The organism is Cellulosimicrobium sp. 22598, assembly GCF_052044445.1.
GTDB lineage: Bacteria > Actinomycetota > Actinomycetes > Actinomycetales > Cellulomonadaceae > Cellulosimicrobium > Cellulosimicrobium cellulans_G.
Genome location: NZ_JBQEMZ010000021.1, coordinates 14,781 through 33,442, shown reverse-complemented (window position 1 = coordinate 33,442; position 18,662 = coordinate 14,781). Strand labels below are relative to the sequence as shown.

General features: G+C 75.0%; 14 protein-coding genes. 10 read left to right on the top strand and 4 right to left on the bottom strand.

Annotated features, from left to right (window positions below):
• Positions 1 to 80: 80 nt before the first annotated feature.
• Both ACTJIY_RS18165 and ACTJIY_RS18160 read right to left on the bottom strand, forming a co-directional pair.
• Positions 81 to 1,121, bottom strand: coding sequence for a hypothetical protein (locus ACTJIY_RS18165; protein ID WP_205206529.1), 1,041 nt, complete (start codon positions 1,119 to 1,121; stop codon positions 81 to 83).
• 291 nt (positions 1,122 to 1,412) lie between these two features.
• The gene (locus ACTJIY_RS18160) at positions 1,413 to 3,254 is read right to left on the bottom strand and encodes a DUF4012 domain-containing protein (RefSeq protein ID WP_440675132.1); all 1,842 of its coding nucleotides are present in this window, start codon (positions 3,252 to 3,254) and stop codon (positions 1,413 to 1,415) included.
• A 140-nt stretch (positions 3,255 to 3,394) separates the two neighbouring features.
• Between ACTJIY_RS18160 and ACTJIY_RS18155 the strand changes: the two genes are divergently transcribed.
• The 9 genes from ACTJIY_RS18155 (at position 3,395) to ACTJIY_RS18115 (ending at position 13,118) form a co-directional block, all read left to right on the top strand.
• The gene (locus ACTJIY_RS18155) at positions 3,395 to 3,946 is read left to right on the top strand and encodes an RNA polymerase sigma factor (RefSeq protein ID WP_205206527.1); all 552 of its coding nucleotides are present in this window, start codon (positions 3,395 to 3,397) and stop codon (positions 3,944 to 3,946) included.
• A gap of 69 nt (positions 3,947 to 4,015) precedes the next feature.
• A complete protein-coding gene (locus tag ACTJIY_RS18150) occupies positions 4,016 to 5,392 on the top strand; it encodes a hypothetical protein (protein WP_440675131.1) in 1,377 nt (458 codons plus the stop codon).
• Positions 5,393 to 5,682: 290 nt separating this feature from the next.
• Entirely contained in the window at positions 5,683 to 6,921 is a 1,239-nt protein-coding gene (locus tag ACTJIY_RS18145) for an inositol-3-phosphate synthase (RefSeq protein ID WP_253053849.1), read from the top strand.
• Positions 6,918 to 7,835: an SCO3242 family prenyltransferase gene (locus ACTJIY_RS18140; RefSeq protein ID WP_253053847.1), complete on the top strand. Its 918-nt coding sequence runs from the start codon at positions 6,918 to 6,920 to the stop codon at positions 7,833 to 7,835. The genes ACTJIY_RS18145 and ACTJIY_RS18140 overlap by 4 nt, the downstream gene beginning before the upstream one ends.
• Complete coding sequence (locus ACTJIY_RS18135; RefSeq protein ID WP_440675130.1) at positions 7,832 to 8,782, top strand: sugar phosphate isomerase/epimerase family protein; 951 nt, start codon at positions 7,832 to 7,834, stop codon at positions 8,780 to 8,782. The genes ACTJIY_RS18140 and ACTJIY_RS18135 overlap by 4 nt, the downstream gene beginning before the upstream one ends.
• Positions 8,779 to 9,480: an EboA domain-containing protein gene (locus ACTJIY_RS18130; RefSeq protein ID WP_253053843.1), complete on the top strand. Its 702-nt coding sequence runs from the start codon at positions 8,779 to 8,781 to the stop codon at positions 9,478 to 9,480. The genes ACTJIY_RS18135 and ACTJIY_RS18130 overlap by 4 nt, the downstream gene beginning before the upstream one ends.
• Complete coding sequence (locus ACTJIY_RS18125; RefSeq protein WP_253053841.1) at positions 9,480 to 10,358, top strand: TatD family hydrolase; 879 nt, start codon at positions 9,480 to 9,482, stop codon at positions 10,356 to 10,358. Before ACTJIY_RS18130 ends, ACTJIY_RS18125 begins: the two co-directional genes overlap by 1 nt.
• 28 nt (positions 10,359 to 10,386) lie before the next feature.
• Positions 10,387 to 11,703, top strand: a complete 1,317-nt coding sequence (eboE, locus tag ACTJIY_RS18120; RefSeq protein ID WP_440675129.1) for a metabolite traffic protein EboE — start codon at positions 10,387 to 10,389, stop codon at positions 11,701 to 11,703.
• Positions 11,700 to 13,118 carry an alkaline phosphatase family protein gene (locus ACTJIY_RS18115; protein WP_440675128.1) on the top strand — a complete coding sequence of 473 codons (1,419 nt, stop codon included), beginning with the start codon at positions 11,700 to 11,702 and terminating at the stop codon, positions 13,116 to 13,118. Before eboE ends, ACTJIY_RS18115 begins: the two co-directional genes overlap by 4 nt.
• A gap of 104 nt (positions 13,119 to 13,222) precedes the next feature.
• Here the strand turns inward: ACTJIY_RS18115 and ACTJIY_RS18110 are convergent, their stop codons facing one another.
• Positions 13,223 to 13,912, bottom strand: a complete 690-nt coding sequence (locus ACTJIY_RS18110; RefSeq protein WP_440675127.1) for a DUF4241 domain-containing protein — start codon at positions 13,910 to 13,912, stop codon at positions 13,223 to 13,225.
• A 99-nt stretch (positions 13,913 to 14,011) separates the two neighbouring features.
• Positions 14,012 to 17,614 (bottom strand): S8 family serine peptidase, encoded by a 3,603-nt coding sequence (locus ACTJIY_RS18105; protein ID WP_440675126.1) that lies wholly within the window; start codon positions 17,612 to 17,614, stop codon positions 14,012 to 14,014.
• Positions 17,615 to 17,927: 313 nt separating this feature from the next.
• Here ACTJIY_RS18105 and ACTJIY_RS18100 point away from each other — a divergent pair, with 313 nt between their 5' ends.
• The gene (locus ACTJIY_RS18100) at positions 17,928 to 18,662 is read left to right on the top strand and encodes a hypothetical protein (RefSeq protein ID WP_440675125.1); all 735 of its coding nucleotides are present in this window, start codon (positions 17,928 to 17,930) and stop codon (positions 18,660 to 18,662) included.

Genomic DNA, 18,662 nt, shown 5'->3' with positions numbered 1-18,662 from the left:
TCGTCTCGTCGCGACCGGCGACGCACGAAGGCCTCGCACCCTGGCGGGTGCGAGGCCTTCGTCGTGCGTGCGGTGCCCGGTCAGCCCTTGCGGGTCCGGCGCGTCAGCAGGACGATCGCCGCGCCGACCACGGCGAGCCCGGCCGCGATCGCCGCGTACAGGCCGACCGTCGCGCCGGTCTCCGCGAGCGTCGGGTTCTGGCTCCCGGCGACGGGGTTGTCGACCGGCGTCACGCCCGGGAAGCAGTTGCTCGTGTCCTGCGGGTAGGTCACCGGGACGGTCACCTCGGGGTTCACGGCGAACGTCACGTCCACGGTGCCCGTGGCCCAGCCGTGGGTCGCGGTGTTGATCCACATGTTGTTCACGAGCTCCCAGCCCTCGTCGGCCGGCAGGTCGACGAAGCGCTCGGGATACGCGCCGGGCCACAGCACCCGTCCGCTGAGGGGGAGGTCGGCCATGACCTCGTCCTCGCCGTCGGGGTTGTGCCACGTGAGGGTCGCCGTCGTGTTCGGCGTGCCGGTGACCGAGACCCCGTAGTCGAGGTAGGACACGCCCTCGACGCACACGGGCGTGAGCACGTCGACCTTGATCGTCGGCTCCGGGGTGCCGGGCGGGTTCGTCGCGCACTCCGGCGTCGACGGCGGGTAGGCCACGACGGTCTCGGCCGTCGGGTTGACCTCGAAGACCACCGTCACGCCCGCGCGGACCCAGTCGAACTCGTCGCCGACGACCCACTCGCCGTCCACGAGGCTCCAGCCGGGCCAGTCGACGGGGTTGCCCGCGCCGTCGACCTCGGCGCCCGGCCACAGGACGCGGCCCGAGAGCGGCAGGCCGGACTGGACGACGTCCTCGCCGTCCGGGTTGACCCAGGTGATCGTGAGCGGGTTCGTCTCGTCGTTCTCGTAGTTCTCGGGGAGCTCGAAGACGTAGTCGAGGTAGGGCACGTCGCCGTCGCACACCGGCGAGGCCACGGTGATCTCCGGGACGTACGTCTCGGGGTCGGTGGTAGCAGCGCTCGCGGTCGTCGCGACGACGGGGACGGTCAGGAGCGCGGCGACCGCGGAGAGCGCTCCGACGAGCACCGCCCGTCCCGTGCTGCGCAGACCCTTCGAGGTACGCATGGCTTCTTCACCCGTCTCGGTTCAGGGATTGTGGTGTTCCGGTACACAGAGAGCCCCGGAGTGCGGTCCGTGATGCATCGTGCGCCACGGACCGATGGCACGGGTCGAGCGACAGGCGCCCAGGATAGCGAGGATCGGACCCTGAACTGGACGGTCGTCCGGGTGAAATGTGCCCGTCAGGACCATCGTTATCGTGCCGTGATCCTCGGCGTCATCCTCGGCGGGAGACCGCGCATCCGTCCGCCGGTCCCGGGGGCGGGGCCGGCAGGTTCGGCAGGGCGTCGCGAGGGTTCACCCGCACGCGGCGACCGGCACCACCTCGAGGCCGGGCGCCGACACCGTCGGGGTCGTCCACACGTCGATCGTGCCGTCGGCGCCGGGGTGGTCAGGGGCGTCGCCCGGCGTCGTCACGGTGAAGGAGACCGCCGTGCTCTGACCCGGCGCGAGCTCGACGGGGAGCGAGGCCGCGCGCCGTCCCCCCACCTCCGCGACGAGCGCCCCCGTCGGTGCCCCGCCCACCCGGACGGTGCCGACCTCTCCGCCCCGCGGCGGGTAGAGGACGACCACCGTGCGGACGTTCCCCGGGGTGACGCCCGAGATGCCGCCGCCGGTCACGTACCACGGCAGGCTCGTCCCGGCGTCGGCCGGCGCGGTGGACGTGAGCGCGGCGCTGAACGTGTCGACCCGTCCGCCGTCGGTGCACACGCTGCCGGTGAGCCGGACGTCCGTGCCGAGGTAGTAGCTCATCTTGCCGCCCGTGGCGTCGTTGAGGAACACGCCGACGGAGCCCTCCGCGCGGTCCGCGGTGTCGATGTCGCCCGCGACGACCGTGCCCGCCAGGCGGTCCTGCTCGTCGGGGTGCGCGGACCAGAGGAGCACGCGGTGCTCGTCCGCGCCGCGTGCGAGCGCGTCGCGGGCGAGCGCGGGGTCCGCGCCCCCGGCGAGGAACGTCCCGAGGACGGTCGACGCGACGGAGGCGAAGAACGCGTCCGTCTGCTCCCCGGGCTCCAGCTCGACGTAGGCGTCCGAGAGGAGGACCTGGACGACGTTGCCCGCGTCGAGCGCGACGGTCTCGTCCCCGAACGGCACCTGGACCGCCCCGGTGGCCTCCAGCAGGTACGACAGCGCGACGGGGTCGATCGCGGCCACGCCGTCCACCGTCTCGCCCTGGGCCTGCTCCCACATGGCTGCCGTGAGCTCCGCGGTCGTGGGGAAGTCGGGCGTGAGCGGGGTGTCCTGCACGTACCGGCCCACGCGGTCCGTGAAGAGCTGCTCGACCCCGGCGTCCAGCGGGAGGACGGGCTCGGCGAACGGCGGGACGTCGGCCGTCGAGGCCTGGCGCTCCAGGGAGACCGCGCCGCCGTCGACCGTGAGGACCGCGAGCGCCCCGGGGATGCCGCCGCCCGCGCGCAGCTCCGCGTTGTTGAGCGCGACCACGAGGTACCGGCGCGGGCCGTCGGCGCCGAGCATGGCCGGGCCGAGCGCGGTGACGCGGTCGGCGGTGCGCACGACGGGGCGCAGGTCGTCGGTCCGGGCGACGAGCGTCGCGTACGGCTCCGCGATCTCCTGGTGCAGGGCGTCGGGCTCGACGGCCGCGAGGCGCGCGTCGATGTCGTCGAACGCGTCCGCGGCGCGGGCGACGGCGGGAGCGGCAGCGGCGAGCGGGGCCAGGTCGACGCGCCCGTCCGCGACGGTCAGGCTGTCGCCCTCGACGGCCCCGAGAGCCTGCGTGAGCGCCGGCAGCACGGTCGCGGCCAGGTCGTCCACGGTCGCCGCCGCGGCGGAGAACGCGCGGACGTCCTGCCCGTACACGGGGAGGTGCGCGGCCAGGGACCACAGCGGGCCGTCGGTGCTCGCGCGCGCGGTCGCGGTGAAGGGCTGGACCCGGTCCAGGGCCGCCTCCGCGGTCTCGACGTCGCCCGCGCGCAGCGCCTCCTCGGCCGCGGGGACCTCGTCGAGCGCGCGGGTCAGCGCGTCGCGCGCGGCGAGGGCGTCGCGGGCGAGCAGCGCGACGCAGACCACCAGGAGCACGGCGAGGAGGATCAGCGCCCAGCCCAGCCACGACGCCCAGTGCCGCCGTCGTCGGCCGCCCGTGTGGCGGGGCGGCAGGTCGACCGGCTCCGTCCTCGTCATGCCCCACAGCGTAGGTGCTGCGCGGTGGCAGGATCGGTGCCGTCGCGGGTGAGGTTCGGGTGAAGGACGCGCCGTGCAAGGAACCGGCTCCCCGGGACACAGAGCGGTTGACAGCCCCGACCCGCCGACGAGGAGCCGCTGTGACGACCGACGAGGCAGCCGACGCCGCCGTCCACGACGAGGCCTGGTTCGCCGCGCTCTTCGCCGCGCACGCGACGCCGCTCTACCGCTACTTCCGCCGCCGGCTGCCGAGCGCGGCCGGCTCCGTCGGGCCGGACGCCGACGACCTCACGGCCGAGGTCCTCGCGACGGCCTGGCGGCGCCGCGAGGACGTGCCCGACGGCGCCGAGCTCCCGTGGCTCTACCGCACCGCGGGCTTCGTCCTGGCCAACCACCGGCGCAAGGCGCGGGCGGTGCCGGTGGCCGAGGTGCCCGACCGGGGCGACGAGGGCGCGGACGTCGAGCACGTCGTCGTGCAGGACGACGAGGTGCGGCGCGCCCTGGGCGCGCTGTCGGTCCGCGACCGGCGCATCCTCCTCCTGCACGCCTGGGAGGGCCTGGGCGGCGACGGCCTGGCGGCGGTCCTCGGCACGTCGCGCGGGGGAGCCGACGCGGCGCTCTCGCGGGCGCGGGCGCGGCTGCGCACCGCGTGGGCGGAGCAGTCGGCCCTCGCGCAAGAGTCGGGCGCCTGAGCACACATCACGGGTAGACCCGACCGGCCGCGCCCCCGCGGCGCGGCCCCGCAGTACCTGGAGGGCGACATGACCAGCCACACCCCCGACCAGCCCGACGACGTCGACCTGGAGCGCCTGCGCGCCGCCGACCCGGCGGCGAGCGCCGCACCGGACACCGGCGCCCTGGAGGCCGCGGTCCGCGACCGCGTCCCCGAGGCGTTCGGCGACCGCTCGGCGGTGACCGGCGAGCCGCTGTCCGGGCCGGGCGGCCCGACGGCGACGCTCGTCGACGAGCTCGCCGAGCGCCGTGCGCGACGCCTGCGTCGGCGGGCCCCGCTCCAGGTCGCCGCGGTGGTGGCGGGGGCGCTCGTCATCGGGGCGGGCGGCTACGCGCTCGGTGCCGGAGCGGTGGGAGCGTCGCCCGCGGGGGACTCGGCCGTGGAGTCGACGGCGCTCGCGCCGTTCCGGCTGGGGGGCGCGGGCGCGGCCCAGGAGGAGTCGGGCCTCGTTCCCGACGCCGCCGCGTCGGGGCAGGCGTTCTCGTCCGACGCACGGGCCTCGGCGGACATGGCCTACCCCGGCGCCTGGGGCGGGCGCACGGTGTTCCACCAGGACGGCCTCTCGACGCAGGGGACCAGCGCGGACGCCTGGGCGTACGACGCCGCGGGCGTGTTCTCGCAGGAGACCGCACGGCGCGTCGCGGACGTCCTCGGAGTCTCGGGCGAGGTGCGCGAGGAGTACGGGACCCTCGTCGTCGGGGCCGACGGCGAGGCGCAGGTGCGTCTCTCCCCTGACGGAACGGTCGGGATGTCCTTCTACGACTCGGCGAAGGAGCCGTGGGGTGGTGCGGACCTCGGAGCGCCTGTCTCGGCGGAAGCCGCCACGAGCGAGCTCTTAGGTGTTCTCGAGGCACTGGGCGTCGACCCCACGGAGGTCGAGGTGGTCGTGGAGGACCTCGCGGACGCGTCCGACGCGCAGCAGGGGAGGTTCCTCAACGCCTATGAGGTCGTCGACGGTCGTCGAACAGGGCTCTCCTGGAACGCGACGTTCTCCGGAGCCGGGCTCGGGAGCCTGTACGGGCCGCTCGCGCCGCGCGTCGCGATCGGCTCCTACGACGTCGTGAGCCCCGCCGAGGCCGTGGACCGCCTGGGCGACCCGCGGTTCGGCGGGGGAGGCATGATCGCCTTCGCGCGGGAGGACGGCACCGCGCAGGCCGTGCCCGAGATCGCGCCCGCCGAGCCGGAGGCGCCGACCGTGCCGCCCACGGTCGGCGAGGGCGCCCGGTTCGCGTGGCCCGTCACGGACGTGACGATCACGGACGCGCGCCTGGGGCACGCGGTGCAGTACCAGCCCGACGGCGCGGCGGTGCTCCTGCCCGCCTACGAGCTCTCCGACGCCGACGGCAACGTGTGGTCCGTCGTGGCCGTCGTGGACGACCGGCTCGACTTCTCTCCCGCGGGCTGAGCCCACCTCTCCGGGGACGACCCGGCGGCCGGTGTCCGCGCGATGCCGACCGTCGGGTCGTCCCCGGCGTGCGCTTTTGCATCGTGCAAGCGTCGTGCTCCGCGAAAGTAGGCACGCTTTTGATTGACCCTCGACAAAAGTGTGGCTAGGGTCGCAGCAGACCGGGCGCCCACCGGGTCGGAGAGCGGTCACACGCCCTCGTCCGGGCGTGCGGTCCGACGATGGCAGGGAGGCCATCGTCGTCGTGCTCGGCGGCGCTCCGGCGTCCGCCGACGGGAACGGGAGCAACGATGCACCACTTCGCTTCTGACGGCTCGTCAGACCGCCCTGCTCCGGACGCGCGCACGGGGCTCTGGCTCGTCGGCGCCCGCGGCTCCGTCGCGACCACCGCGGCCCTCGGCCTCGCCGCCATCGCGGACGGGCGTGCCGCGCCCACGGGGTGCGTCACGGTCTCCGAGCCCTTCGCGTCGGCGCCGCTCCCGTCGTTCGGCGACCTCGTCGTCGGCGGCCACGACATCTCCGACGTCTCGATGGTCAAGCGCGCCGAGCTGCTCGTCGAGGCCGGGATGATCGCGCCGCGCCTGCTCACCGCGGCCCACGCCGCGCTGGAGCGGGCCGACGCCGAGGTCCGGCCCGGCTACTCCGCCCACCCCGCCGAGGGGGCACCGCGCGAGTCTCAGCAGGCCGCCGCGGAGCGCCTGGCCGCGGACATCGTCGACTTCCGCGAGCGCCACGGCCTCGCCCGCGTCGTCGTGGTCGACCTCGTGTCGACCGAGCCGCTGCCCGAGCCGGCCCCCGAGCTCTCCGACCGGGAGCTCCTGCGCGTCGCGCTCGCGGACCCGGAGCGCGCCGTGCTCCCGCCGAGCTCCGTGACCGCGTACGCGGCCCTGCTCGCGGGCGCCCCGTTCGCGGAGTTCACGCCGTCGGCGAGCATGCACCTGCCGGTGCTCCTCGAGCTCGCCGCCGAGCGCGGCGTCCCGGTCGCGGGCCAGGACGGCAAGACCGGCCAGACGTGGCTGCGCACGATCCTGGCGCCCGCCTTCGCGGCGCGCGGCCTGCGCGTCCTGTCCTGGGCCGGCGCCAACCTGCTCGGCGGCGGCGACGGCGCCACCCTGGCCGACCCCGAGGCCGTGCAGAGCAAGCTCGTCTCCAAGTCGCGCGGACTGCAGGACCTCACGGGCAGCCAGGTCACGCCGCTGCACATCGACAACGTGCCGGACCTCGGCGACATCAAGGTCGCGTGGGACCACGTGCACGTCGAGGGCTTCCTCGGCTCGCGCCTCACGCTGCAGACCACGTGGTCCGCCTACGACTCGATGCTCGCCGCGCCGCTCGTGCTCGACCTCGCGCGCCTGCTCGCGCTCGCCGACGCCGCCGGGTACGCGGGACCGGTCGCGGAGCTCGGGTTCTTCTTCAAGGACCCGTGGGCGAGCGACGTGCACGACTTCGCGGCGCAGACCGTCGCGCTCGCGGACTGGGTCCGCGAGGCGGCTGCCCGCGTCGGCGCCGCACCGGCCGACCGGCCGTGACCGGCTCGCTCCACGACCACCTGGACCTCGTCCGCGCCCCCGCGGTCCTCTCGGTGGTCGGTGACACCCTCGCGGGCGCCGCCGCCGCCGGTCACCCGCTCACGCCGCGCCGTGCGCTGCTCCCGCTCGCGTCCGCGTGCCTCTACGCCGGAGGCATGGCGCTCAACGACTACGCGGACCGCGAGCTGGACGCGGTGGAGCGGCCCGAGCGGCCGATCCCGTCCGGGCGCATCTCCGAGGGCCGCGCGCTCCGGGTCGCGGTGGGTCTCACGGCCGCGGGCGTGGGGCTCGCCGCCGCGGGCGGGGGACCGCGGGCGCTCGCGGTCGCCGTCCCGCTCGCCGCGAGCGTCTGGACGTACGACACGGTCGCCAAGGAGCACGCGGTGGGTCCCGTCGTCATGGCCGCGTGCCGTGGTCTCGACGTCCTGCTGGGTGCGGGCGTCGGGCACCTGCGTGCCGCGCTGCCCGCCGCGGCGGGGATGGCGGTGCACACCGCGGGCGTGACGTTCGTGTCCCGCGGCGAGGTGCACGGCACGACGTCGTCCCTCGCCACCGGGGTGGCGGCGGCCACCGCGGTGGGCGGCGCGGTCGTCGGCGTGGGGGCGCTGCGCCGCGGTCGCGGGACCGGCCCCGGCCGTGCGACGCGTGTGGCGACGGCCGTCGCGGGCGCCGTGGCGGCGGGCGCGTACCTCGCGACCGCGCTGCCGCGTCAGGTCGACGCCGCGATCACGCCGTCGGCGAGCAACGCGTTCGCGGCGACGAAGGCCGGGATCCGGGCGATGCTCCCGCTCCAGGCGGCCTGGGCGGCGCGCGGCGGCAGCCTCGCGTCGGTGGGCGTGCTTGCGGGCGTCGAGGTCGCGGGTCGCCTGCTGCGCCGGGCCGGGCGCGGACGCGCCGAGATGAGCGAGACGTGAGCGGGCGCGAGGACTCCGGGCGGGGCGCGCCGTTCACGCTCGGCTACGGCACCAACGGCTTCACGGACCACCCGCTCGACGTCACGCTCGACGTGCTGGAGCACGAGGGCTACGGCGCGGTCGCGCTCACCCTCGGGTTCCCGCACCTGGACCCGTTCGCGGACGGGTGGCGCGCGGAGGTCGAGGCGCTGCGCGACCGCCTCGCCGCGATGCACGGCGGCGCGGGGATGCGGGTCGTCGTCGAGACGGGCACGCGGTTCCTTCTTGACCCGTACCGCAAGCACCGGCCCACGCTCGTCGACGCCGAGGCCGACGCCCGGCTGCGCTTCCTGCGTCGCGCGGTCGAGATCGCGGCCGTGCTCGACGCCGAGTGCGTGTCCTTCTTCTCCGGCGTCCTGCCCGACGGCGCGTCCCCGGCCGCGGGCTGGTCGCTCCTGCGCGACCGCCTGCCCGGCCTGGTCGAGCACGCCCGCGAGCACGGCGTGCGGCTCTCGCTCGAGCCCGAGCCCGGGATGCTCGTCGAGACCGTGGGCGACGCGCTGCGGCTGCGCGACGACCTCGGGGGCGACACCGGGGACCTCGCGGACCTCGGCGTGACGGTGGACGTCGGGCACTGCCTCGTCGTCGAGCCCGACGGCGTGGTGGGTGCGCTGCGCGCCGCCGCGCCCTACCTCGCGAACGTGCAGCTCGACGACATGCCGCGCACGCACCACGAGCACCGCCCCTTCGGCGAGGGCGAGATCGACCTGCCGCTCGTGCTCGCGACCCTCGCCGAGGTCGGCTACACCGGCGTCGCCGCGGTCGAGCTGCCTCGCCACTCGTACGACGCTCCCGGCCTCGCGCGCCGCAGCATGACAGCGCTGAAAGAGGCGTGGGACCGACGCCCCGCGGTGCACGCGCCCGACCAGGAACCACCCCTCTCCGACCACCCCCAGGAGGTGCCATGACCGAGCCAGCCCCCGCGGCCCCCGCGGCCCAGGACGGCGCGACCACCGAGGGCGAGCGCTGGCTCGCCGAGGCGCGCGCCGACGTCGCGCAGGACCCCGCGACCGTGTCGCGCGCGTTCGCGCTCGCCGGCCGCAAGGTCGGCCGGGCGCCGGTGCGCCCGGACGCCGACCCCGCCGGCGTCGTCCACGGGACGGTCGACGACGAGGCGCGCGCCGCGATCGTCGTCGCGCTCGCCGAGGCGCTCGGGCGCGGCGCCGACGGCGACGCGTCCCTCGCGGCCCGCCTCGCCGACCTCTACCAGCACGGCGACACCGCCGAGCGGCGCGGGGTGCTGCGCGGGCTCGACGCGCTCACCGCGCGAGGGGCGCTCGCGGGCGACGCGGCGCCGTCGGTCGTCGCCGTCGGGCGCGACCTCGCCGCCGACGCGCTGCGCACCAACGACCAGAGCCTCGTCGCCGCGGCGGTCGGGCCGTTCGCGGCCGCGCACCTCGACCAGCACGCGTGGCGCCACGCCGTCCTCAAGCTCGTGTTCATGGGTGTGAGCCTCGACGCCGTCGCCGGTCTCGACGACCGCGCGGACGACGAGCTCGCCCGCATGGCGCGCGACTTCGCCGCCGAGCGCCGCGCCGCGGGACGCGTCGTGCCCGACGACGTCGCCCGCCTCGCCCCTGACGTCACCACCGGGAGGACCGCCTGATGCGCATCTTCGACCCCCACATCCACATGACCAGCCGCACGACGGACGACTACGAGGCCCTGTACGCCGCGGGCGTGCGCGCGCTCGTGGAGCCGGCGTTCTGGCTCGGGCAGCCGCGCACGAACGTGGGGTCGTTCCTCGACTACTTCGACGCCCTGCTGGGCTGGGAACGGTTCCGGGCGGCGCAGTTCGGCATCCGCCACCACGCGACGATCGCGCTCAACCCCAAGGAGGCGAACGACCCGCGGTGCCGCGAGGTGCTCGACGAGATCCCGCGCTACCTGCTCAAGGACGGCGTCGTGGCGGTCGGCGAGGTCGGGTACGACTCGATGACGCCCGAGGAGGACGAGGTGTTCTCCCGCCAGCTCCAGATGGCGCGCGACGTGGACCTGCCCGTCCTCGTGCACACGCCGCACCGCGACAAGCTCTCGGGCACGCGTCGCACGCTCGACGTCGTACGCGAGTCCGGTGTGCCGTCGGAGCACGTGCTCGTCGACCACCTCAACGAGACGAACGTGGCGCTCGTGCTCGACGCGGGGGCGTGGGCCGGGTTCTCCATCTACCCGGACACCAAGATGGACGAGGACCGCATGGTCGCGATCCTCCAGGAGCACGGCACGGACCGGATGATCGTCAACTCCGCGGCGGACTGGGGCCGGTCCGACCCGCTCAAGACGCTCAAGACCGGGCGGGCGATGCTCGCGGCGGGGTTCACCGAGGACGACGTCGACAAGGTGCTGTGGCGCAACCCCGTCGAGTTCTACGGCCAGTCCGGCAACCTCGTGCTCGACCCGGTGCCGGGCTTCGTCGAGGGCGACCTGCCGACGCCGGGCGTCGAGTTCGAGGGCTCGTCCGTGCTGCGCGGCGCGCGGGCGTAGCGGGCCGTCTCGGAAGGGCACCACCACCATGCTGTTGTCGTACTGCACCAACGTCCACCCGGCCGAGGACCTCGACGGGGTCGTCGAGCAGTTCGTGACCTACGCGGGCCCCGTCCGCGCGGCCGCGGGCCTCGACGTCCTCGGGGTCGGCCTCTGGATGCCCGCGACGCTCGCGCACCGGCTCGCCGGCTCGCCGGCCGACCGCGCCTGGCTGCGCGCCGTCCTCGACGAGCAGGGCCTCCAGGTCCACACGCTCAACGCGTTCCCGTACGGCGGGTTCCACGCGGACGTCGTCAAGCTCGACGTGTACACGCCGACGTGGGCGCAGCCCGAGCGGCTCGCGTACACGCTCGAGTGCGCCGAGGTGCTGGCCGACCTGCTGCCCGACGGTGCCGCGGGCTCGATCTCGACGCTCCCGCTCGCGTGGCGCGAACCGTGGTCCGCGGCCGACGACGACGCCGCGACGCGCGCGTTCGTCGCCCTCGGTGCCGGCCTGCGCGACCTGCGGGAACGGACGGGCAAGACCGTGCGCGTCGCGGTCGAGCCGGAGCCGGGGTGCGTGCTCGACACGGTGGACGACGTCGTGGCCTGGCTCGCGGCGCGCACGGGGCCGCTGGGTGCCGGAGGCGTGCCGGACGAGAGCCGGATCGACTCCGAGCACGTCGGGGTGTGCCTTGACACGTGCCACCTCGCGGTGTCGTTCGCCGACCGGCGCGCGGGGACGGCGGCCACGGTGCGACGCATCACGGACGCCGGGCTGCGCGTCGTCAAGGTGCAGGCGTCGGCGGCGCTGCACGTGGACGACCCGTCCGACCCGGCCGCGCGCGCCGCCGTCGGCGCGTTCGCCGAGAAGCGCTACATCCACCAGGTGCGCGAGCTCACGGCGGCGGGCGACGTGCTCGCGGCCGACGACCTGCCCGACGCCCTCGGTGACGGGCCCGGGACCGGGGCGGGGGACGCCGTCGGGCACCCGCTGCCGGGGGAGGGGCCGTGGCGCGTGCACTTCCACGTGCCGCTGCACCACGAGCCCGCGGCGCCGCTCGCCGCGACGACCGACGTCCTGCGCGACGCGGTCGACGCGGTGCGGGCGGCCCCGCACGGCGACGAGGCCCACCTCGACGTCGAGACGTACACGTGGTCGGTGCTCCCGGAGGGCGCAGCCACGGACTCGCTCGTGGCGGGCATCGCGGCCGAGCTCCGCTGGGCCACGACCCACCTGACCCCCACCCCCGCCGAACACGACATGAAGGACGCGAAGGAGCCGTCGACGACCTCGATGTCGGGTTCGACAGCGGGCCAGGTCGTGCTCGGCGGGCAGGACACCACCACCAGGAGGACCGCATGAAGCCCGTGCTGCTGCTCGACGTCGTCGGGCTCACCTCGACCGCGCTCGCGCACATGCCGCGCCTGCGCCAGCTCGCCGCGAGCGGCTGGCAGTCCGAGCTCGCGACCGTGCTGCCCGCCGTGACGTGCAGCGTCCAGGCCACGATGACGACCGGGCTCAGCCCGGCGGAGCACGGGATCGTCGGGAACGGGTGGTACTTCCGCGAGCTCGGCGACGTGTACCTGTGGCGCCAGCACGCCCGGCTCGTCGAGGGGGAGAAGCTGTGGGAGGCCGCGCGCCGCGCCAGCCGCGAGTACTCGTCGGCGAACGTCTGCTGGTGGTACGCGATGGGCATGACGACGGACGTCACGGTCACGCCGCGCCCGATCTACCACGCCGACGGCCGCAAGTCCCCGGACGCGTACGTGCGCCCCCCGGCGCTGCACGACGACCTCGTCGGCCGGTTCGGCGAGTTCCCGCTCTTCACCTACTGGGGTCCGACGGCGGACATCTCCTCGTCCCGGTGGATCGTCGACGCGACGCGGCACGTGCTGCGCACGCACGCGCCGGACCTCACGATGGCGTACGTCCCGCACCTCGACTACGACCTGCAGCGGTTCGGGCCGACGTCGCCGCAGGCCGACGCCGCCGCGGCGGAGCTCGACGCGACGCTCGCGCCCCTGCTCGACGACGCCGCGAACCAGGGCGTGACCGTCCTCGTGGTCTCGGAGTACGGCATCGCCGACGCCGACCGGCCCGTGCACCTCAACCGCATCCTGCGCCGCGAGGGCCTGCTCGAGGTCTACGTGCAGGACGGCAAGGAGCAGCTCGACCCGTGGACGTCGCGCGCGTTCGCGGTCGCGGACCACCAGGTCGCGCACGTCTACCTCGGCGACCAGCACGACCCCGCGCTCCAGCGACGCGTCACCGACCTGCTGCGGGGGATCCCCGGGGTCGACGAGGTCCTCGACCGCGACGCGCAGGCCCGGTACGGGCTCGACCACGAGCGCTCCGGCGACCTCGTCGTCGTCGCGGAACCCGGGGCCTGGTTCACGTACTACTTCTGGCTCGACGACGCGCGCGCGCCCGAGTACGCGCGCGGCGTCGACATCCACCGCAAGCCCGGCTACGACCCCGCCGAGCTGTTCTTCGACCCCGCGGACAAGCTCGCGAAGGCGAAGGCCGGACTCAACCTCGTGAAGAAGAAGGTCGGGCTGCGGTACGCGATGAGCACCGTCCCGCTCGACGCGTCGTACGTGAAGGGCTCGCACGGCCGCCTGCCCGACTCGTCGGCCGACACCCCGCTCGTGCTGTGCTCCGACGCCGAGGTGCCGGCGTCCGTCGCGGGCGTCGTGGAGAGCGGGAGCGGACAGATCCCGGCGGCGGCGATCAAGGGCCTGGTCCTGGAGCTCCAGGGCCTCGGAGCCCGGGTCTGACCCGCAGCCCCCGGGCCGGCCGTCCCCGCGCCACGACGCCGAACCCGGGATCCCTCCTCAGCGACGGTCGCCGCTGAGGAGCGGTCCCGGGTTCGGCGCAACCGTCAGTCCTCGTCGTCGTCCGGGAGGGCGACGAGGAGGTCCAGGTGCAGGCCGAGGACCGTGCCGTCGGCGGCGACGGTACGCACGAGCGGGTAGAAGCCGTCGCCCCAGCCCGAGTGGGAGAGCACGACGTTCTCGCCGTCCTGCGCGCCGGGGAGCAGGATGTTCGCCGACCCCTCGCGCAGGTGGTCGGGCGAGTCCGTGAGCGCGAACCAGCTCGTGTCCGTGCCGTCGTCGAACACCTCGTCGTACCAGTCGCCGTCGGGCATGAGCCGGGCGACGGCGTCGGCGTCGGAGAACGCGACCGTCCCGGCGTCCACCGGCACGCCGAAGGCGGCGCCCGCCTCCGGGGGCCCGTCCGCGCCCTCGGGGACGACCGGCTCGACCGCGGCGACCTCGCCCTCGGCGAGCACGACGCTCAGGTACGCCTCGCGCAGGTGGGACCCGTCCTGCTCGTCGGAGACGTCGGCCACCGTGACGCGCACGGGGTAGCGGCCCGGCTCCACCTGCACGACGAGACCCTCGCCGAGCAGCGTGAACGGGTCGGACGCCTCGAGCCGGCCGCTGGGCAGGACGAGCTCGCCCAGGTCGTGCACGGTGAGGCGCAGACCGGGGCTCCCGGCGGGCCCCGTCCCCGTGGCGGGGCCGGGGCGCAGGGCGAAGAACGTGTCAGGGGTGGGGAAGTCGCTCACGCCGCGAGCGTAGCCGCCGCCGGCTCGGGCCCGCTCGGCCCCTGACGCGGCGAGGGCCGCCACCCGGACGGGTGACGGCCCTCGCGGTGCGGCGCGCGGCTACGAGCAGCTCAGCGCCTCGTAGTCGGCGTCGTAGGTCGTCGTGACCTCCTCGCCGTCGACCTCGGCGGTGAGGGTCGCGGTCACCGAGCCGGCGTCGAACGACGCGGAGCGCGACGAGAACGACTGGTAGGCGTTCTTGCCGTCCTTGACGTTCGGGAACGTCTTCTCGCCGTACGGGGTCGTCACCACGACGTCGGCCGTCGCACCCGACTCGTTGAGCACGCGGACCGCGACGTGCGCCTTGCCGCCGAGGCAGCGCGCCTCGGCCGTGACCGTCGCGTCGACGACGGCGGACGTCGTGACGTCCACGGTCTGCCAGCGCTTGGTCGCCGTCGCGTTGTGCAGGTGCAGCAGCAGGAGCTTGCCGCTGCCCGCCTCGACCGCGGCCTGGGAGCGGTGCACCGGGATCGACGTGTCGTCGGCCCCGACGTACAGGAGCTGGTCGCCGCCGTCGAACCAGTAGGCCGGGTCGTACGGGTCGCCCGTGAACGTCTCGGTCGCGTCGACGAGCTGGTCGGCGGCCTGCGAGTACGGCGAGTACGTGAGGACCTGGAAGGTCGGCACGTCGCCCTCCTCGATCCCGAGCGACCCGATGCCGACCGGGATGACGACGACGTTGTTGTCGAACACCGAGGTGTCGACGTTCCCCCACACCGAGTTGATCGGCTGGAGGTCGACGTTGTCCCCGGCCTCGTACTCCGTGCCGTCCGGCGCGGTCCAGTCCTTGAGCGTGAACGTCGCCGCGAGGGTGAGGTCCGTCTCGCTGTTGTACTTGATCGCCGCGACCTCGAAGTCGGCCGTGCCGTCGGAGTCGACGTCGACCTCGACCGCCGGGATCGAGACCGAGCCGAGGCTCGCCCACTCCCCGTCGACCGCGACGCCGATGCCGATGACGCCGTCCGCGGGGTCGCCGCCGTCCGCGGCGACCTGGGGTGCGGTCGACGTGAAGCCGACCGCGCGCACGTCGGCCGCCGCGATGGCCGACGCCGAGGCGCCGACCGCCGCGTCCGCCTCGAGTCGCGGGCTCGTCGTCTTGAGCTCGAACGGCGCGACGAGCGAGAACCAGCCGCCCGAGGCCACGCCGCGGCCGTCGAGGTCGAGGTCGGCGGTGGTGGCCGAGCCCGGGAAGGCGACGGCCGTGCCGGAGAGGTCGCTCACGAGCTTCGGCGACGCCTGGACGGGGACGCGCAGCGCGGCGCCGCCGTCGGTCGGGGTGAGGACGACGCGGCCGCTGACGGACGACACGAAGTCGCGCGGCACGCCGACGCCGGAGTCGTCCGACGACGTCGGGTCGAGCTCCTTGGCGAGCGTCGCCGGGTCCGCGGTGAGCGTCACGGTGACGACCGTGCGCTGCCCCGCGGGGACGGTGACGGACGCCGGGGCGACCGACACGGTCGCCCCGCCCGCCGTGCTGGACTGGGCGAAGCTCGTCGCGTACGTCTTCGGGGCGTCGCCCGTGTTCTGCACGGTCACGGTCTTGCGCAGGGTCACGGTGTCCTGGCCGACCGGCACGACGCCGAACGCCACGGACACCTGGTCGGAGTCCTGCGACGCGTAGGCGAGGGTCGTGTTCGCGACCGCGTCGACGGCGTCGACGCGGCCGGAGCCCACGCGCTCGGGTCCGTAGGCGGTGCCCGTGCCCGACGGCCCGGTGAAGACGTCGTGCGTCGCCGTGTTCATGACCGACGCCTTGACCTCGGCCGGCGCCCAGCCCGGGTGGGCCTCCTTGACGAGCGCCGCGATGCCGGCGACGTGCGGCGTGGCCATGGACGTGCCGGACTTGATGCTCGCGCCGTCCAGGTGACCGGACGCGACGGAGGCGATCCCCGTGCCGGGGGCCGCGACGTCGGGCTTGGCGACGCCGAGCGAGCCGTGCACCCCGCGCGACGACCCGCTGTTGAGCGTGTCGCCGATCTCCGGGATCGAGACGAACGACGACAGCGCGAGCGACGGGCCGATGGTCATCGTGACCTGGCCGGCCTCGATCGCGGGGCGCAGCGCGTCGTGGCTCGGGCCGGTGAGCTGGGCGCCGGGGATGCCGGCGTTGCCCGCGATGCCCGCGACGAACGACGAGAGCTCGGAGGAGAGCAGCACGCCGACGGCGCCCGCGGCCTGCGCGTTGTTGAACCGTGCGGCGCTGCCGCACGCGCGCGTCGCGTCGTTGTCGTCCCAGGAGAGGAACGCGATCTTGCCCGCGACGGCCGCGGCCTGCTCGGGCGTGAACGCCTGGCAGCCGTCGACGTCGCCCCCGAGGAACGCGACCGGCGCGGTGACGTCCGCCCCGCCCGCGTAGTCCACCGAGTTCTGGGCGGGGTACTCGCCCGCGAGCGCCTCGGGGGCGTCGACGCGCACGGCGTCGAACGTCTGGGTGTCGCCGACCGAGTTGGCGACCGTGAGGGCGGTGCGCGCGTTGCCGGGGGAGCCACCGACGTCCGTCACGTCGCCGGCGTTGCCCGACGCGATGACGGACAGCGTCCCGAGGCGGGAGAGCTGGTCGATGAAGAGGTTCTCCGGGTCGTCCGCGGGGGAGCCGTCGGAGCCGAGGGAGAGGTTGACGATGTCGAGGCGGTCCGAGAGGTCGCCGTCGCCGTTCGGGTCGGCAGCCCACTCGAGCGCGTCGACGACGACGCCGGTCGAGCCGCCGAGGTCGCCGAACACCTTGAGCGCGTACAGGCCCGCCTCGGGCGCGGAGCCCGGGCCGACCTGCCAGTCGGAGATGTCCGTGAGCGTCGAGTAGTCGCCGTCGAACGTCTCGCCGTCGGCGGTGACGCCGTAGGCCGCGGTCGTGCCGGCCACGTGCGAGCCGTGGCCCGAGCCGACCGAGTCGAGCGAGTCGATGGGGTTCTCGTCGGGCGTCGGCACGAGCGTCGTGCCGGGGACGGTGCCGCTCGCGTCGTAGTCGTACCCCGCGAAGTCGTGGCCGCCGAGGAACTTCAGCTCGTCGTAGGTCCCCTCGGGGACCGGGCCGGTGCCGCGGTCGCCGTAGGCCTCGTCGAACGCCTCCTGCGTGCCGGGGCCGCCGAACGCCTTGTGCGTGTAGTCGATGCCGGTGTCGATGATGCCGATGCGCACGCCCTCGCCGGTGAGGCCCGTGCTCTGCCACGTCTCGAGCGCCCGCGTGAACACGTCCGTGCCCTTGTTCGCGGGCTTCTTGGGGATGATCCGGTAGACCGTGACGACCGAGGCGTCGCGCGCGAGGTCGCGCACCCGGGCCGCGTCGCCCGTCACGACGACGCCCGCGACGAGCGTGCTCGTCACCGACACCTGCTGCGGGTTCCGCGCGCCGGCGCTGCGGGCGGTCGCCTGCTGCGGGACGACGTCGTCCGCGAGCTGTGCGACCTCCTGCGCGTTGGCCTCGACCTCCTGGGGGCTCGCGCCCTGCGCGGCGAGGTCGACCGCCGACGGCGCGTCGAGCTCGACGAACGCCGTGACGGTGCCGGTCGCCTTCGCGAGGGACGGGGCGACCTTGTCGGTCGGGGCGAGGGACGCGCCCGACTGCACGCCGAGGGAGTCCCCGGGGTCGGGCGGCGGGTCCGCGACAGCAGGCGCGGCGGCCGCGGCGACGACGGCGAGGCTCGCGGCGGCAGCGGTCAGTGACACGGGTAGAGAACGGTGCTTCATCGACACTCATCTCCCCGGCAGAGCCGGTTCGGCGAAGGGTTCGTGGATGGGTCCTTCCCTGCGGTCTCGCCCGGGTGGGACACAGACCACCCGAGCACGGTAACCAACGACTGCCCGAACTGCCCAGCGACGGGCGCCCGCACTCGGGCACGGCGCCCGGAGACAACGTGGCCGGCACGCTCTACGATGCGGGCGGGGTCACAGGACGTGGCCGTCCTGTGGGAGTCCCCTTCCCGCGTCAGGTCCACGGGGGTGCGAAACCCGGGGGCGTGGCCCACGCAGAAGGAGAACCATGACCAGATCCTCGCTCCGGGTCCTGTCCGCCGCGCTCGTCGCCGGCGTCGTCGCGACCGCCGCGGTCGCCTCTCCTGCCCTGGCGTCCGAGCCCGACCTGCGCGTCGTGACGTGGGACCGGACGGCCACGACCGACCCGACCGCCGACGCCGCCTCCGACGCGCAGGTCTCCAGCGGGGAGAGCTGCGCGGTGCAGGCCCAGCCCCTCCTGCCCGGCCAGGACCCCGCCACGCTCCCGCCGGCGCCCGAGGTGTGCTTCGACTCGCTCGAGGAGGCGCTGGAGTTCGCCTCGGGCGGCGACGTCGCCGCGGCGCGCCTCGCCGACGCGACCCCCGCCGAGGTCGAGGGGCTCGTCGCCGAGCTCAACGCGTCGGCGGCGGCCGGGTCGGGTCTCGGCACGACGGCGCGCGCGACCACCGCGGCGGCGAGCTCGCTCGTCCTGGGCGTGCTGTGGCGGGACGCCAACTACAAGGGCGCGTCGAAGGTGCTCTACGGCTCCGGCACCAACGGCTGCTACGGCGGGTCCACCTACGGGTTCCCGAACCTCGCGAACCTGCTCATGAACAACGTCGTCAGCTCCGCCACGACCTACGCGGGCTGCTGGGTGACCCTGTACGACTCGTACAGCTACGCGGGCGCGAAGAAGAACTGCACGCCGCACTGCGCGACGCTGGGCACGTTCGACAACAAGGCGTCCTCGGTCGTCTACCGCCCGGTCGGCCAGCTCGGCTGA